The organism is Acidovorax sp. Root70 (assembly GCF_001428225.1).
Lineage (GTDB): Bacteria > Pseudomonadota > Gammaproteobacteria > Burkholderiales > Burkholderiaceae_C > Acidovorax.
Window position 1 is genome coordinate 57,946 of sequence record NZ_LMHQ01000005.1, and the last position, 15,694, is coordinate 73,639.

A 15,694-nucleotide genomic window follows, 5' to 3' on the forward strand; every position below is an offset into this window, starting at 1 on the left:
TGCGGGGCGGGCCCTGTACACCGGTCAGTAAGGATCAGTCGTTGGCGTAGATGTCAACGTCCTTGGTTTCCTTGATGAACAGGCCACCGATCACCACCGTGGCACCGGCGATGATGATGGGGTACCACAGGCCGTTGTACATGTTGCCGGTCTGGGCCACGATGGCAAACGCCGTGGTGGGCAGCAGGCCGCCGAACCAGCCGTTACCGATGTGGTACGGCAGGGACATGGACGTGTAGCGGATGCGGGTGGGGAACATCTCGACCAGCATGGCGGCGATGGGGCCGTACACCATGGTCACCAGCAGCACCAGGTAGGTCAGGATGATGGTGACCATCACCTTGTCGATGCGGGCTGGGTCTGCCTTGGTGGGGTAGCCAGCGGCCTTCAGGTCGTCGGCCACGAGCTTCTTGAACTCGGCGTCTTTCTTCTTGGCTTCGTCAGCGCTCAGGCCCTTGCTGGTGTACGAGGGGATCGCGGTTTCGCCAATCTTGATGGTTGCCACCGTACCGGCGGGAGCCACAGCGTTTTCATAGCTCACCGAAGCGCCAGCCAGCACCTGCTTGGCGATGTCGCACGAGCTGGTGAACTTGGTGGTGCCCGTGGGGTTGAACTGGAACGAGCATTCGGCAGGGTCGGCGGTGATCACCACCTTGTTCTTGGCCTGGGCTTCAGCCAGGGCGGGGTTGGCCGCCTTGGTCAGTGCACCGAACACGGGGAAGTACGTCAGTGCGGCCAGCAGGCAGCCCGCCAGGATGATGGGCTTGCGGCCGATCTTGTCCGACAGCGAACCGAACACGATGAAAAAGGGCGTGCCGATCAGCAGCGAAACGGCCACAAAGATGTTGGCGGTGGCGCCATCGACCTTCAGCGCCTGCGTCAGGAAGAACAGCGCATAGAACTGGCCCGAGTACCACACCACAGCCTGGCCGGCCGTGAGGCCCACCAGCGCCAGGATCACGATCTTCAGGTTCTTCCACTGGCCGAAGGATTCTGTCAGCGGTGCCTTGGAGGTCTTGCCCTCGGCCTTCATCTTCTGGAAGGCAGGCGATTCGTTCATCGACAGGCGGATCCAGACCGAGATGGCCAGCAACAGGATCGACACGATGAACGGAACACGCCAGCCCCAGTCGGCAAAGGCTTCTTCGCCCAGGATGGTACGGGTGCCCAGAATCACCATCAGCGACAGGAACAGACCCAGCGTGGCCGTGGTCTGGATCCAGGCGGTGTAGGCACCGCGCTTGCCGTGCGGAGCGTGCTCGGCCACATAGGTGGCGGCACCGCCGTACTCACCGCCCAGTGCCAGGCCTTGCAGCAGGCGCAGCGCAATCAGGATGACGGGAGCGGCCACACCGATGGATGCGTACGTCGGCAAGATACCCACGATGAACGTGGACAGGCCCATGATCAGGATGGTGACCAGGAACGTGTACTTGCGACCGATCATGTCGCCCAGGCGGCCGAAGAAGATGGCGCCGAAGGGTCGAACAATGAAACCCGCCGCAAACGCCAGCAGCGCGAAGATGAACGCCGAGCCGGCATCCAGACCGCTGAAGAACTGCTTGGCGATGATGGCTGCGAGCGAGCCGTACAGGTAAAAGTCGTACCACTCGAAAACGGTGCCGAGCGACGAAGCGAAGATGACCTTCCTCTCTTCGGGCGACATCGGCCGCGGTGCGGGATGAACAGTTGCCATGGTGTGTGTCTCCTATTGGTGTTACAGACCGCACTGCGGCGGGCTGAGGCCATTGTTTTGGATGGCACTGACCACCCTCTGACACGAAACCAACAAGAGCTTTCATCAAACTGACCGCTCTCTGACAACTTAGGGTGAAACCCGCAGCACCCCTTTCAGCATCCGGAAATTGCTCAAGGCTTGCCGGGTAAACCCGATGGGAGCTGGCTGACAGCATCCCAGGCCGGGCCGTCGAACCAGGCATCGCCATCGAGGTAGGCGCGCAGCATGGGCAGGCCGTCGAGCCCCCAGAAGAGCTTGCCGTCCACCCCGAACGCGGGCACGCCGAACACGCCGGCTGCCTGCGCGGCCTCGGTGTTGGCGCGCAGCAGGGCCTTGGGGCCGTCGCTGTTCACGTCCTGCCCGGGGCGCACCTGTTCCGCCAACGCCTCGGCCAGCGCGGCCAGACGCGTCGGGTCCAGCGCGTCACCACCGCCCTGCCACACATGGCGCAGCACCGTGCCCGCCACGTAGCGGTTGATGCTGCCGTCGTCACTGCAGGCCAGGGCCTGGCGCAGCAGGGGCAGCGGGTTGAACGGGTGGCGCGCAGGCATCTGCAGCGGCGTGCCCTGCGCATGGCCCAGCCACGTCACGTGGCGGTAGGTCCAGTCGCGCTTGGGGGCAATGCCCGCGGGGCCGGGGTTGCCGTGCTGCTGCAACAGGGCGCCCAGCAGCACGGGCTGGTAGGTCACGCTGTAGGTCAGCCCTTCGAGCACCTCGGGCAAGCGCTCGAACGCCAACCAGGCATAGGGCGAAATGAAGTCCAGGTAGAACGTGATGCGCTTCATGCTTCAGTCTCCGGCACGGGCCAGGCAATGCCCGCACGTTGCAGCAGCTGTGCCCAGATGGCGCGACGCTGCGGGGCGTCGGCGCGCGACCAGGCGCGGATTTCATCCAGCGTGCGAAAGCAGCCTTCACAGTGGCTGCGGTCGGGCGTCATGCGGCACACCGAAATGCAGGGCGAGGGCACCGGCTCCGTGCTTTTGGGGTCAAATTGGCCGGTAGTGCCAGTGTCTATTGCCTTGGCAGCTAGCAAATCAATAGCATTCATGCGACCACCTGGGGCACTGAGGCATCCGCCACAGGCGCTTGCACCACGTCCACCACGGGTGCGCCCGTCAGGCGCTGCAGGTCGGTGGGGTGCAGGGGGAACACGCCATGCGGGTGGCCTGCTGCGGCCCACACCACGTCAAAGCGGAGCAGGTCCTGGTCGATGAGCGTGACGGGCGGTGTGGCATGCGCCACGGGCGACACGCCGCCAATCGAGAAGCCGGTGCGCGACTTGACGAACTCGGCATCGGCACGGCCGATCTTGCCGCCCACATGGGCTTCCACCTTCTTTTCGTCCACGCGGCGGTCGCCCGAGGTGACCACCAGCACCGCTGCATCGTCGCTCTTGCGCCGAAAGATGATGCTCTTGGCCACCTGCCCCACCAGAATGCCCAGCGCGTCGGCGGCCTGCTGCGCGGTGCGTGCGGCGTCGTCCAGCATCTGCGGCGTGTGCGGGTGCCCGCGCCGCAGCAGCTCGGCGGCCACACGCTGTACGCCCTCGGGCAGGTTCTTCAGTTCGGCTCCACACATGCGCATTGGTCTCCAGCGGGTCCACAAGGGGACGTGATTCGGTCGGGTCTCCCTCCATTTTGCCGCGCGTTGGGGCCCCCGCCGGGCCGGGGTCGGCATGTCCCTGCGCTACGCTCCGGCACACGGGCCAAAACAAGCCACTTTACAAACAGGAAATGTGCGGCCCCCACAATGCTCCAAACATCCCCAACCCCACGCCCCTCACGCCCATGAACGATGCCGCGTTGCCCCCGCTGTGCCCGAGCCTGCCTGCACCCTCCCCTGCCGATACGGTTCCAGGCCGCGCCGCCCACCCCACCCTCGGGGCTCTGCGGCACCGGGGCGCGTTGCTGGGACTGCTGCTGATTGCAGGCACCCTGGCGGGCTGCAGCAAACCGAGCGAAGCGCCCGCGCCGGCCAAGGCTGCTCCCGAAGTGGGCGTGGTCACGCTCCAGCAGCAAAGCCAGCAACTTGAAGCCACCCTGCCAGGCCGCACCCGCGCGTCGCTCACGGCCGAGGTGCGGCCCCAGGTGTCGGGCATCCTGCAAAAGCGCCTGTTCACCGAAGGGGCGCTGGTGCGCCAGGGCCAGCCGCTGTACCAGATCGACGACGCCTCGCTGCGGGCCACAGAGGCCAGCACCCAGGCTGCCCTCGCCAAGGCCGAGGCCACCGCGCGCACCCAGGAGGCCACGGCCCGGCGCAACGCCGAGCTGGTGAAGATCGACGCCATCAGCCAGCAGGCTTTTGAAGAAAGCCAGGCCGCCGCCGCCCAGTCGCGCTCCGACGTGGCCGTGGCCCAGGCCAACCTGGCCACGGCGCGCATCAACCTCAAGTACAGCCGCATCGAGGCCCCGATCAGCGGGCGCATCAGCCTGTCCACCATAACGCCCGGGGCGCTGGTCACGGCCAACCAGGCCGACGCGCTGACCTCCATCGTCCAGCTCGACCCGATGTATGTGGACTTCACCCAGTCCACGACCGAGTTGATGCAGTTGCAGCGCGACTGGGACGCAGGACGCTTCCAGAAGGTCGGGGGCGACAAGATCCCGGTGCGCATCCGCCTGGATGACGGCACCGAATACCCACAGCGCGGCCAGCTGCAATTTGCGGGCGTGATCGTCAACGCCACCACCGGCACCGTCACGCTGCGGGCCGTCGTACCCAACCCCAAGGGCACGCTGATGCCCGGCATGTACGTGCAGGCGCTGCTGCCCACCGGTCTGGCGCCCGAAGCCCTGCTGGTGCCCCAGCAGGCAGTGACCCGCGACCTCACCGGCAAGCCCAGCGTGCTGGTGGTCAAAGAGGGCGATGTGGTGGAGAAGCGTCCCGTGAGCATCGACCGCGCCGTGGGCAACCAATGGCTGCTGCAGGGCGGACTGGCTGCAGGAGAACGCGTGGTGGTCGAGGGCTTCCAGCGGGTCAAGCCCGGCGACAAGGTACGCCCGGCGGAAGTGGACCTCAAAGCCCCGGCCAAGGGCCGCAAGGCCCCGCAGGGCGCTGACGCACCGCCCACCGCAGCGGCCTCACCCGCCTCGACCCCCGCCCCAGCGGCCTCCCGCTGAGCACGAAGGACGCGGCACATGGCTCAGTTCTTCATCAACCGGCCCATCTTTGCCTGGGTCATCGCCATCATCATCATGCTGGGCGGCGCGCTGTCCATCGTCACGCTGCCACTGGAGCAATACCCCAACATCGCCCCACCGCGCGTGACCATCGGCTCGCAGTACACCGGGGCATCGGCCGAGACGGTCGAGAACTCGGTGACGCAGATCATCGAGCAGCAGCTCAAGGGCATCGACAACATGCTCTACATGAGTTCGACCTCGGACGCCTCGGGCCGCTCGCGCACCACGCTGACCTTCGCGCCTGGCACCAACATCGACGTGGCGCAGGTGCAGGTGCAGAACAAGCTGCAGGCCGCCACCAACCGCCTGCCCGACGCGGTCAAGAGCCGGGGCGTGTTCGTGAACAAGGGCGGGCAGGACTTCTTGGTCACCTACAGCTTCTTCTCCAAGGACCCGTCGATGAGCGCCGTGGACATCGGCGACTTCCTGACCAGCAGCCTGGTGGACGTGATCGGCCGCATCGACGGGGTCGGTGATGTCACGGTGTTCGGCACCAACTACGCCATGCGCATCTGGATGGACCCGGCCAAGATGGAGAAGTACGCGCTGATGCCGTCGGACCTGGTCAACGCGCTCAATGCCCAGAACGCCCAGGTGTCTGCCGGCCAGCTGGGTGCTCTGCCGGCGGTGAACGACCAGCAGCTGAACGCCACCATTACGGCCCGCACCAAGCTCAAGACCGTGGCGCAGTTCGAGGCCATCGTGCTCAAGTCGGCGCTGGACGGGTCGGTGGTCACCGTCAAGGACGTGGCGCGCGTGGAGCTGGGTGCAGAGAACCTGACTGTGAAGGCCAAGCTCAACGGCATGCCCGGTGCGGGCATGGGCATCGTGCTGGCCGACGGCGCCAACGCCATGCAGGTGGCCGACGCCATCGCTGCCAAGCTGGCCGAGCTCAAACCCTACTTCCCCAACCAGATCGACTACTTCGTGAGCTCGGACTCCACGCCCTTCGTGCGCGCCTCGATCAAGGAAGTGGTCAGCGCCCTGGCCGAAGCCATGCTCCTGGTGGTGATCGTGATGTTCGTGTTCTTGCAGAACTTCCGCGCCACCCTGATCCCAGCCATTGCCGTGCCGGTCGTGCTGCTGGGCACCTTCGGCGTGCTGTCGCTGGCGGGCTACTCGATCAACACGCTGACCATGTTTGCCATGGTGCTGGCCATTGGCCTGCTGGTGGACGATGCGATCGTGGTGGTCGAGAACGTCGAGCGGGTGATGCACGAGACCGGCCAGTCGGCCAAGGAGGCCACCCGCCAGTCCATGCGCGAAATCACGCCCGCCCTGGTGGGCATCGGGGTCACGCTGTCTGCGGTGTTTGTGCCCATGGCGTTCTTTGGCGGCTCGACCGGCGTGATTTACCGGCAGTTTTCCATCACCATCGTGGCAGCCATGGCGCTGTCGGTGTTCGTGGCGCTCACACTGACGCCGGCGCTGTGCGCCACGCTGCTCAAGCCTGCGGCTGCCTCGGCCGGGCACGACCGGCCCATCCGCCGCGGCCTGCTGGGTCTGAACGATCGGTTCTTCCGCTGGTTCAATCACCATTTCGACGCCACCGCCTCGCGTTACCAAGGCACGGTGGCCTACACGCTGCGCCGCACCAAGCGCATGGTGCTGATCTTCCTGGCGGTGTGTGGCGTGGTGTGGCTGCTCATGGCACGCCTGCCCACTTCGTTCCTTCCCGACGAAGATCAGGGCTTTCTGTATGTGAACGTGAACCTGCCCTCAGGCGCCGCCGACGCGCGGCTGCAGAGCGTGCTGGACCAGGTGCGCGACTACTTCTCGCAGCAACCCGATGTGCTGAGCTTCTACCAGGTCTCGGGCATCAACGGCGACCAGGCCTCGGCACGCGGCTTTGTGCGCCTGAAGCCCTGGGGCGACCGCCCACTGGCCAACCAGGCGGCCGCGCAGATCGCCTACAAGGCCACGCGCGACCTGGCCTCCATTCGCGATGCGCGGGTGCTGGTCGTCATGCCACCGGCCGTGCGGGGGCTGGGCTCCAGCTCGGGCTTCAACTTTGTGATCAAGGACATGAACGGCCTGGGCCACCAGGCGCTGCTGGCGGCGACCAACACCTTCCTGACCGAAGCGCGCAAGCGGTCCGAGCTGACCAATCTGCGCATGACCAACCTGGAGGATGCCAGCGAGCTGCGCCTGGAGATCGACGACCGCAAGGCTGCCGCGCTCGGGCTGTCCTACAACGACATCAACAGCGTGCTGTCCAGCGCCATCGGCGGCACCTACGTGAACGACTTCCTGAACAACGAGCGGGTCAAGCGCGTGTACATCCAGGGCGACGCCCCTGCGCGCATGCTGCCGCAGGACGTGGCCCGCTGGAGCGTGCGCAACAGCAAGGGCGAGATGGTGCCGTTCGGCGCGTTCTCGACCAGCTACTGGGCCTACGGCTCGCCCCAGCTGATGCGCTACAACGGCAACCCGGCCTACGAACTTGAAGGCCGCGCGGCACCGGGCGTAAGCTCCGGCGATGCCATGCGGATCGTGGAAGACATCCTGCGCACGCTGCCCCCGGGCATCGGCTACGAATGGACGGGCGCTTCGCTGCAAGAGCGCCAGTCGGGTGCCCAGGCCCCCATGCTGTACGCGATCTCGATCCTGTTCGTGTTCCTGTGCCTGGCCGCCCTGTATGAGAGCTGGACGGTACCCCTGTCGGTGATCCTCGCCGTGCCGCTGGGCGTGGTGGGGGCCCTGGCAGCCACCTACACCCGGGGCCTGACCAACGACGTGTACTTTCAGGTGGGGCTGTTGACCACGGTGGGGCTGGCGTCGAAAAACGCGATCCTGATCGTCGAGTTTGCGGTGCAGCTGCAGGAGCAGGGCAAGAACCTGTTCGATGCCATCGTGGCGGCCGTGCGCCTGCGGCTGCGGCCCATCCTGATGACCTCCCTTGCGTTTGGCTTCGGGGTGATTCCGCTGGCCATCGGCACGGGCGCGGGCGCTGGCGGGCGGGTGGCCATCGGCACCGCCGTGCTGGGCGGCATGCTGGCTTCCACCGTGCTGGGCATCTTCCTGGTGCCGGTGTTCTTCCTGCTGATTCGCCGCTGGTTCAAGAGCCGGTCGCGCAGCGAGGACAACGCCCCGCCGCCCCCAGCCACCACCCCACCGCACCCCACACAGGAGGCCTCAGCATGACGCGCCCACCCTTGTCGCCTGGCCGCGAGCGTCGGCCCACCACCCTTGCCGCCATGACGGCGGCCCTGGCCGCTGCCGCACTGCTCGCAGGCTGTAACCTGGCGCCCACACACCAGACCCCCGCCCTGCCGGTGCCGGACACCGTGGGCGCCACCAGCGGCCCGCCCGCCGTAGCCAGCGACGCGAGCCTGCAGGCGGCAGCAGCGCTGGGCTGGGTCCAGGCCCAGCCGCTGCGTGATGTCATCGCTCTGGCGCTATCTAACAACCGCGACCTGCGGGTGGCCGTCGAGACCATCGAACGGGCCCGAGCACAGTACGGCATCACCCGCGCCGACCTGTTGCCCAGCGTCACGGCGCAGGCTCAGGCCAGCCGCGCACGCACCGCCGCCGGCATGAGCAGCGCCACCGCGCCCGCACAGGTCGCCACGCAGTACACGGCGCAACTAGGGTTTGCCAGTTATGAGATCGACTTCTGGGGCCGCGTGCGCAACCTCAACGAGGCAGCGATGCAGCAGTTCCTGCAGAGCCAGCAGAACCAGCGCAACATTCAGACGGGCCTAGTCGCGGATGTGGCCAACGCCTGGCTCACGCTGGCCGCCGATGAGGCCCGGCTGCAATTGGCGCGCGACACCCTGGCCAGCCGAGAAAAAGCCTATGCGCTGACCCAACGCATCCATGCCATTGGCTCAACGTCGGGCCTGGTGCTGGCCCAGGCGCAGACCACGGTGGACTCGGCGCGGGGCGACGTGGCGACCTACCTGGCGCAGGTGGAGCGCGACCGCAACGCCCTGCAATTGCTGGTGGGAGGCCCGGTGCCCGCCGCCCTCTGGCCCACTGCCAGCACGCTACGCGCAGAGGCGCAGGCCCCGGCGGCCTTGCAGCCCGTGCCCGTGCCGCTGGCCTCCAGCGTGCTGCTCGCCCGCCCCGATGTGCAGGCCGCCGAAAACGCCCTGCGCGCCACCGAGGCGAACATCGGCGCAGCACGGGCGGCCCTGTTCCCCACCATCAGCCTCACGGCCAACCTGGGCACCGGCAGCCGCGAGCTGGACGGTTTGTTTGGCGCAGGCAGCGGCACCTGGAGCTTTGTGCCCCTGGTCAGACTCCCGATCTTCGACGCAGGCCGCAATCGGGCCAATGTGCAGGTGGCCGAGGCCAACCAGCGCATCGCGGTGGCCCAGTACGAGAAAGCCGTGCAGACCGCGTTCCGCGAGACCGCCGATGTGCTGGCCGACCGCGCGCAATGGGACGAGCGCATCGCCGCGCAGACGCGGCTGGTGGCCTCCACCCAAAAGGCGTTCGACCTGTCGGAGGCGCGTTTCAAGGCCGGGGTGGATAACTACCTTACGGTGCTGGATGCACAGCGCAGCCTGTATGCGGCGCAGCAGACCCTGATCGGCCTGCGCCAGGCCGAGCAGGTCAACCGCGTGACGCTCTGGAAGGTGCTGGGCGGCACCCCGGACGCCGGTTGACGGCGGCCGGGTGGAGCTAGGGCCTGCTAACGGGCCCTAGATCAACGGTCAGCCCGCGCGCTTGGTCAACAAGGCATTGGCCGCACGCGAGTTGGGCTTGCGGTCCAGAAAACCACTGATGTAGGCCCCTGCATCGATGAGCAGGTCCAGATCGATGCCGGTCTCGATGCCCATGCCCTGCAGCATGTACACCACGTCCTCGGTGGCCACATTGCCCGTAGCGCCCTTGGCATAGGGGCAGCCGCCCAGCCCAGCCACGGATGACTGGAAGTTCCACACGCCCAGCTCCAGCGCGGCCAGCGTGTTCGACAGCGCCTGGCCGTAGGTGTCGTGGAAGTGGCCAGAGACTTCGTCGATGCCAAAGTGCTGCAACGTGGCCTCCAGCGCCTTCTGCACCTTGCGCGGCGTGCCCACGCCAATGGTGTCGGCTACATCCACGCGCTGCACGCCAATGCCCTTGAGCAGGCCCGCCAGGTACGCCACGCGTTCGGGGGCGATATCGCCTTCGTACGGGCAGCCCACGGTGCAGCTCATGGCGCCGCGCACACGGATGCCTGCGGCCAATGCGGCCTCTACCACCGGGGCAAAGCGCTCAATGCTCTCGGCAATGCTGCAGTTGATGTTGCGCTGGCTGAAGGCCTCGCTGGCCGATCCGAAGACGACGATCTCGTCGGGCTTGTCCAACACGGCCGCCTCAAAGCCCTTGAGGTTGGGCGTGAGCACCGAATACGCCACACCGCCCTGGCGGGTGATGCCGCTCATCACCTCGTGGTTGTCGGCCATCTGCGGCACCCACTTGGGGCTGACGTAGCTGGTGACTTCGATCTCTTGCAGGCCCGCCTGCTGCAGGCGGTGCACCAGCTCGATCTTGACGGCGGCGGGCACCGGGGTCTTTTCGTTCTGCAGGCCGTCGCGGGGACCAACGTCGATGAGGCGGACGCGGGAGGGAATGCTCATGGGGCTACCAAGGGTGAATCAAGGAATTCCGCCATTGTCTCGCCAGCGCCGCTGCAGGGCCACCCCATATCGTGCCAGACCACTCGCCGGACGCGCCATCAGCCGCTCTGCTCCTCGGCGTTTTCCACCTCTTGCCGCAGCAGGGCCACCATGGCCTGCGCCGCCAGCGACAGCGGCCGCCCGCGCAGCGTGATCAGCCCGATGGGCCGGTGCAGCACGGGGGCCTTGAGCGCGCGCGTCACCACCTCGGGCCTGCGCACCACCTGGGCGGCCAGCTCGGGCAGCGCGCTCACCCCCAGCCCCGCCGCCACCATGGCCGCAATGGTGGCCAGGTGCTCCACCTCGTAGCGGGGTTCAAAACGGATGCGGTGCGTCAGCAACGCCTCTTGCGCGTACTGCCGCACGCTGGTGCCTGCGGGCATCGAGATGTGGGGCAACTCGGCCACGTCGGCCCACGCTACGGCGCCCCGCCCACGGGCCAGCGGGTGCGTGCGCGGCATCAGCAGCACGAACCGGTCGGACACCAGCGGGGTGTAGTCCAGGTCGGCATAGGCGGGGTTGGCGGCCGTGAGGGCGAAGTCCACACGCCCGGCGCGCACCATGTCAAACGCAGGGCCCGCCAAGCTGTCGATCAGCTCCATCTGCACGCCCGGGTGCTGCGCGGCAAACCGGGCAAAGGCCCGTGGCACCGCCCCGGCGGCCAGCGACGGCAGCGCCGCCAGCGCCACGCGGCCCACCTGCAGCTGCGCCACCTCCTGCACGCGGCGCACGGTTTCATCCATCTGGTGGCGCAGAAAACGCGCCTGCTCTGCAAACACCTCACCCGCCAGCGTGAGCTGCACGGTGCGCGTAGTGCGCTCGAACAGGCGCACGTCCAGCATCTCCTCCAGCCGCGCCACCGTGCCGGACACCGCCGATTGCGACAGGTGCATCTGCAAGGCTGTGCGCCGAAAGCTCAGCGTCTCGGCCAGCGACAGGAACACATCCACCTCGCGGGCGGACCAATTGATCTTCATAGCCGATCAGTCTATCGAAAAAGACGTCTGGACCGCGCAATGCAGACTCCCTAGACTGCATTGCACGCAAGCACGCTCAGCAAGAAACAGGAGACACGATGGAAACAAGTTCGCCTCGCAACGCACGCACCGTGGTGGTGGGTGGAGGCACCATGGGGGCCGATGTGGCCGTGGTCCTGTCGCGCGGGGGCGCCAACGTTACGGTGGTAGACCCGCACACCGAGCGCCGCAACCGGCTGCTGCCCCACATCGCCCAGGAGCTGGCCGCCGCAGGCCAGGCCCACCATGCAGGCCCGGTGCAGGTGTGCGCCTCGCTGCAGGAGGTGGACTGGACCGGCGTGGTGCTGGTGGTTGAATGCATCACCGAGCAGCTGGCCGCCAAGCAGCAACTGTTTGCGGAGCTGGAAGCCATAGCGCCCGCCAACGCCGTGCTGGCCAGCAACAGCTCGGGCTTTCCCATCAGCGCCATTGCCCAGGGCCTGGCCACGGCGCAGCGCATGCTGGGGCTGCACTTCTTCATGCCCGCCCACTTGGTGCCGCTGGTGGAGGTGGTGCTGGGCGAGCGCAGCGACCCGGCCCTGGGCACCTGGCTGCATGCCTTCATGCGCGGCTGCGGCAGCGTGCCGGTGCTGGTCAAAAAGGACAAGCCGGGCTTTCTGGCCAACCGCATGCAGCATGCGCTGTCGCGCGAGGCGTTTGCGCTCATCGACGAAGGCATTGCCTCGCCGGAGGACGTGGACGCCGCCGTGCGCTTTGGCTTTGGGTTCCGCTTTCTGGCGGCGGGGCCGGTGCTGCAGCGTGACCATGCGGGCATTGAGGTGCACACCGCCGCTGCCGCCACCATGTACCCCACGCTGTCCAACACCGATGTACCCGCTCAGGCCCTGCGCGACAAGGTGGCCCAAGGCCAGCTCGGCATGAAGACCGGCAAGGGCTTTTTTGACTGGCCCGAAGACCGCAAGCAAGCCGAACGCACGCGCTACGACACGCTGCTGCGCGAGGGCCTGGCGTTGCTGGCCAGCGAGCTGCCCACCATCGAGCCCCCTATCGACGCCGCCCCCCATACCGGAGATCGTTCATGACTGCATCGCCCGCCTCACCTGCTATTGCCAGCCAGTGGGCCGACTCACTGATCGTGACCGTGGCCCCCAACGGCGCGTACAAACAGCCCGCTGACCACCCGGCCGTGCCCATCACCCCCGCCACGCTGGCGACCACGGCCAAGGCCTGCCTGGATGCGGGCGCGGCCATGCTGCACATGCACATCCGCGACGCACAAGGCCGCCACAGTCTGGATGTGGAGGGCTACCGCGAGGCCCAGCGCGTGGTGCGCCAGGCTGTGGGCGATGCCATGGTCATCCAGATCACCAGCGAAGCCGCTGGCGTTTACCAGGCCCCGGCGCAGATCGCCATGGTCGAAGCGCTGCAGCCCGAGGCCGTCTCCATCGGCCTGCGCGAGGTGGACAAACCCGAGGTCGGCGAAGCCGGGCTGCAGCGCTTTTTCACCGGCCTGGCCCAGCGCCAGACCATGGTGCAGGTCATCCTGTACGACGTGGCCGACCTGCGCCGCTGGCAGGCCTTGCGCGCCAGTGGCGTGGTGCCGGATGCACCGTGGTTCCTGCTGTTTGTGCTGGGTCGCTACAGCGCGGGCCAGACCTCCAGCCCGCGCGACCTGCTGCCGTTTCTGAACGCCCATGAGGGGAACGAGCCCTGGGCGGTGTGCGCCTTTGGGGCCACCGAGAACGCCTGCGTAGCAGCCGCCGCAGTGTTTGGTGGCCACGCACGTGTGGGGTTTGAAAACAACCTGCTGTGCAAGGACGGCAGCGTTGCGCCCGACAACGCCGCACTGGTGCGCCAAGCGATAGAAGCGGCTCAGGCACTGGGCCGCCCGCTGGCCTCCGCCGCCGACATTCGGCAGCGCTTTGGCGCGCCCTGAGAGCCCCATTTCACCTCAGCCATCGACATCAACCCGCAGCAGACGGGCCTTATCCATCCCCACAGGAGACAGACATGCACCACCGCCCCATTTCTTCGTCCACGCCCCGCACCAACCGGCGCACCGTGCTGCACGCAGCCTTGGCCGTCCCCCTGGCCCTGGGCCTGGCGGGGCAGGCCGCGGCACAGTCGGCCGCTACCGCATTCCCCAGCAAGACCATCCGCTTTGTGGTGCCCTACCCGCCCGGCGGCCCCACCGACCTGATGGCCCGCATGCTCCAGCCCGAGCTGCAAAGCCGCCTGGGCGTGCCCGTGGTGGTGGACAACAAAGGCGGCGCTGGTGGCAACACCGGCAGTGCCGAGGTGGCCAAGCAGGCCCCTGCTGACGGGCACACGCTGCTGCTGGCGGCCAGCGGGCCGATGGCTGTCAACCCCTCGCTCTACGCGAGCATGCCGTTCAACCCGCTGACCGATCTGGCGCCAGTGATCCAGCTGTCGGCCTTTCCGCTGGTGCTGGAAGTGCACCCCTCGCTCGGCGTCAAGACCCTGGCCGAATTCCTGGCGCTGGCCAAGGCGGGCAATCCGGTGCTGAGCTTTGCGTCGGCCGGTAACGGCACACCGCAGCACCTGGCGGGCGAGCTGTTCAACACCATGGCAGGCGTGAAGATGGGACACATCCCTTACCGCGGCGCAGGCCCCGCGCTCAACGACCTGATCGGCGGGCAGGTGAACGTGATGTTCGACATCGTCGGCAGCTCGCTGCCCCACATCCAGGCGGGCAAGCTGATCCCGCTGGCGGTCACGTCCAGCGAGCGCGCCAAGGTCCTGCCCAACGTACCCACGATGGCCGAGGCCGGCATTGCGGGTTACCAGATCACCGGCTGGCACGGCATTGCCGTGCGCGCGGGCACCCCGCAAGCCACCATCGACAAGCTCAATGCCACGGTCAACGCGATCTTCAAGGACCCCGCCTTCCGCACCAAATGGGAAGCCATCGGTACGCCGGTGGTGGCGGGCAACGCCGCCGACTTTGGCGCACTGATCAAGGCCGACGCGCAGCGCCTGGGTAAGCTGGTGCGCGATGCGGGCGTGACGGTGGACTGACCGCCACACCGTGCAACAGCGCGCTGGCGCGGCTCAGAGGCTGAGAGTTTTTTAGCCAAGCCCGAAAGACGCGCGAAAACGCCTCGGATCGAGGCGCAAAGCACAGCCATAGCTCGGGCTATGGCGAGCATTTGCAACGAAGAACCGGGGCGTTTTGGCGTGCAAGGCAGGCATGGATAAAAGACTCTCAGCCTCTTAGTAGCCGCGCCCTGGGTTCACCACCCCGGCCACGGCCTCGCCCCGCTCCAGTGCCACCATCTTGCGTGCGATCTGGGCGATGCTTTCATCGCGCAACGTGCGCGCCGAGGTGTGCGGCGTGACGGTGATGCGGGGGTGCGTCCAGAACGGGTGACCCGCAGGCAGCGGCTCGGTGCGGAACACATCGAGTGTCGCGCCCGCCACATGGCCGCTGTCGATGGCGGCCAGCAAATCCTCGTCCACCAGATGCGCTCCGCGCGCCACGTTGATGACGTAGGCGCCGGGCTGCAGCCGGGCCAGCGTGTCCTTGTTGATCACGTCGGTGGTGTCGGGCGTGAGGGGCAGCAGATTGACCAGCACGCGGCTCGCAGCCAGAAAATCGTTGAACTGGCTCGCCCCCGCAAACGCGCGCACACCCTCGATGGCCTTGGGGCTGCGGCTCCAGCCGTTGATCGGAAAGTCAAACTGTGCCAGCGCCTGGGCCACACGCTCGCCCAGCACGCCCAGGCCCATCACGCCGATGGGGTAGTCGCTGCGCAGGCGCGGCTTGCGGTAGCCCCAGCGCCCGGCGGCCGTGTCGGCCTCGTAGCCGTCAAACTCGCGGAAGTAGCGGATGACCGCATGGCACACATATTCGGCCATCTGCACGGCCATGCCCGCATCGTCCAGCCGCACCACCAAGGCCTGGGGCGGCAGGCGCAGCTTGAGCAGGGCATCCACCCCCGCACCGATGTTGAACAGGGCCTTCAGCGCGGGCTGCTCGTCCATGAACTGCTGGGGCGGGGCCCAGACCACGGCGTAGTCGGCTTGGGGAGCGCCAGGCTGCCACACAGAAATCTCAGCGCTGGGCAGCGCGGCGGAAAAGCCCTGGAGCCAGGGCTCAGGCTTGGCATCGGTACAACAAAAGGTGATTTTCATGGGCCCTGAGCGTAGCCGCATTGGGCACCCCGT

13 protein-coding genes are annotated in these 15,694 nt (G+C 67.2%); 6 read left to right on the plus strand and 7 right to left on the minus strand.

All coding sequences use genetic code 11. The annotated features are described in order from the left end of the window. Positions 1-34 precede the first annotated feature (34 nt). The 4 genes from ASD94_RS03985 to ASD94_RS04000 form a co-directional block, all read right to left on the minus strand. Positions 35-1,696 carry an MFS transporter gene (locus tag ASD94_RS03985; RefSeq protein WP_056638965.1) on the minus strand — a complete coding sequence of 554 codons (1,662 nt, stop codon included), beginning with the start codon at positions 1,694-1,696 and terminating at the stop codon, positions 35-37. A 173-nt stretch (positions 1,697-1,869) separates the two neighbouring features. After that, positions 1,870-2,523, minus strand: a complete 654-nt coding sequence (locus tag ASD94_RS03990) for a 2-hydroxychromene-2-carboxylate isomerase (RefSeq protein ID WP_015015745.1) — start codon at positions 2,521-2,523, stop codon at positions 1,870-1,872. Next, entirely contained in the window at positions 2,520-2,786 is a 267-nt protein-coding gene (locus ASD94_RS03995) for a DUF1289 domain-containing protein (protein WP_056638968.1), read from the minus strand. Before ASD94_RS03995 ends, ASD94_RS03990 begins: the two co-directional genes overlap by 4 nt. After that, positions 2,783-3,316, minus strand: a complete 534-nt coding sequence (locus tag ASD94_RS04000; RefSeq protein WP_056639077.1) for a YbaK/EbsC family protein — start codon at positions 3,314-3,316, stop codon at positions 2,783-2,785. The genes ASD94_RS03995 and ASD94_RS04000 overlap by 4 nt, the downstream gene beginning before the upstream one ends. A gap of 209 nt (positions 3,317-3,525) precedes the next feature. Here ASD94_RS04000 and ASD94_RS04005 point away from each other — a divergent pair, with 209 nt between their 5' ends. Genes ASD94_RS04005 through ASD94_RS04015 form a run of 3 tightly spaced genes read left to right on the plus strand, consistent with a single transcriptional unit; the run spans position 3,526 to position 9,533 of the window. After that, entirely contained in the window at positions 3,526-4,857 is a 1,332-nt protein-coding gene (locus tag ASD94_RS04005; protein WP_056639079.1) for an efflux RND transporter periplasmic adaptor subunit, read from the plus strand. 18 nt (positions 4,858-4,875) lie between these two features. Beyond that, positions 4,876-8,064, plus strand: coding sequence for an efflux RND transporter permease subunit (locus tag ASD94_RS04010; RefSeq protein WP_056638971.1), 3,189 nt, complete (start codon positions 4,876-4,878; stop codon positions 8,062-8,064). Beyond that, the gene (locus ASD94_RS04015) at positions 8,061-9,533 is read left to right on the plus strand and encodes an efflux transporter outer membrane subunit (protein ID WP_056638974.1); all 1,473 of its coding nucleotides are present in this window, start codon (positions 8,061-8,063) and stop codon (positions 9,531-9,533) included. The genes ASD94_RS04010 and ASD94_RS04015 overlap by 4 nt, the downstream gene beginning before the upstream one ends. Before the next feature lie 48 nt (positions 9,534-9,581). On the opposite strand, the gene ASD94_RS04020 is transcribed toward ASD94_RS04015, so the two are convergent. After that, on the minus strand, positions 9,582-10,490 hold the full coding sequence (locus tag ASD94_RS04020; RefSeq protein ID WP_056638977.1) for a hydroxymethylglutaryl-CoA lyase: 909 nt from the start codon (positions 10,488-10,490) through the stop codon (positions 9,582-9,584). Positions 10,491-10,588: 98 nt separating this feature from the next. Beyond that, positions 10,589-11,506: a LysR family transcriptional regulator gene (locus ASD94_RS04025; RefSeq protein ID WP_056638980.1), complete on the minus strand. Its 918-nt coding sequence runs from the start codon at positions 11,504-11,506 to the stop codon at positions 10,589-10,591. Positions 11,507-11,604: 98 nt separating this feature from the next. Between ASD94_RS04025 and ASD94_RS04030 the strand changes: the two genes are divergently transcribed. The 3 genes from ASD94_RS04030 (at position 11,605) to ASD94_RS04040 (ending at position 14,545) form a co-directional block, all read left to right on the plus strand. Continuing rightward, positions 11,605-12,588, plus strand: a complete 984-nt coding sequence (locus ASD94_RS04030) for a 3-hydroxyacyl-CoA dehydrogenase family protein (protein WP_056638983.1) — start codon at positions 11,605-11,607, stop codon at positions 12,586-12,588. After that, entirely contained in the window at positions 12,585-13,442 is an 858-nt protein-coding gene (locus tag ASD94_RS04035) for a 3-keto-5-aminohexanoate cleavage protein (RefSeq protein WP_056638986.1), read from the plus strand. Before ASD94_RS04030 ends, ASD94_RS04035 begins: the two co-directional genes overlap by 4 nt. Before the next feature lie 74 nt (positions 13,443-13,516). After that, complete coding sequence (locus ASD94_RS04040; protein WP_056638988.1) at positions 13,517-14,545, plus strand: tripartite tricarboxylate transporter substrate binding protein; 1,029 nt, start codon at positions 13,517-13,519, stop codon at positions 14,543-14,545. A 195-nt stretch (positions 14,546-14,740) separates the two neighbouring features. Here the strand turns inward: ASD94_RS04040 and ASD94_RS04045 are convergent, their stop codons facing one another. Then, the gene (locus ASD94_RS04045) at positions 14,741-15,661 is read right to left on the minus strand and encodes a glyoxylate/hydroxypyruvate reductase A (RefSeq protein ID WP_056638992.1); all 921 of its coding nucleotides are present in this window, start codon (positions 15,659-15,661) and stop codon (positions 14,741-14,743) included. Between the last annotated feature and the right edge of the window lie 33 nt (positions 15,662-15,694).

Coding starts and splice junctions, on each gene's coding strand:
- ASD94_RS03985 (WP_056638965.1), bottom strand. CDS start 1,696: ATGGCAACTGTTCATCCCGCACCGCGGCCGATGTCGCCCGAAGAGAGG.
- ASD94_RS03990 (WP_015015745.1), bottom strand. CDS start 2,523: ATGAAGCGCATCACGTTCTACCTGGACTTCATTTCGCCCTATGCCTGG.
- ASD94_RS03995 (WP_056638968.1), bottom strand. CDS start 2,786: ATGAATGCTATTGATTTGCTAGCTGCCAAGGCAATAGACACTGGCACT.
- ASD94_RS04000 (WP_056639077.1), bottom strand. CDS start 3,316: ATGTGTGGAGCCGAACTGAAGAACCTGCCCGAGGGCGTACAGCGTGTG.
- ASD94_RS04005 (WP_056639079.1), top strand. CDS start 3,526: ATGAACGATGCCGCGTTGCCCCCGCTGTGCCCGAGCCTGCCTGCACCC.
- ASD94_RS04010 (WP_056638971.1), top strand. CDS start 4,876: ATGGCTCAGTTCTTCATCAACCGGCCCATCTTTGCCTGGGTCATCGCC.
- ASD94_RS04015 (WP_056638974.1), top strand. CDS start 8,061: ATGACGCGCCCACCCTTGTCGCCTGGCCGCGAGCGTCGGCCCACCACC.
- ASD94_RS04020 (WP_056638977.1), bottom strand. CDS start 10,490: ATGAGCATTCCCTCCCGCGTCCGCCTCATCGACGTTGGTCCCCGCGAC.
- ASD94_RS04025 (WP_056638980.1), bottom strand. CDS start 11,506: ATGAAGATCAATTGGTCCGCCCGCGAGGTGGATGTGTTCCTGTCGCTG.
- ASD94_RS04030 (WP_056638983.1), top strand. CDS start 11,605: ATGGAAACAAGTTCGCCTCGCAACGCACGCACCGTGGTGGTGGGTGGA.
- ASD94_RS04035 (WP_056638986.1), top strand. CDS start 12,585: ATGACTGCATCGCCCGCCTCACCTGCTATTGCCAGCCAGTGGGCCGAC.
- ASD94_RS04040 (WP_056638988.1), top strand. CDS start 13,517: ATGCACCACCGCCCCATTTCTTCGTCCACGCCCCGCACCAACCGGCGC.
- ASD94_RS04045 (WP_056638992.1), bottom strand. CDS start 15,661: ATGAAAATCACCTTTTGTTGTACCGATGCCAAGCCTGAGCCCTGGCTC.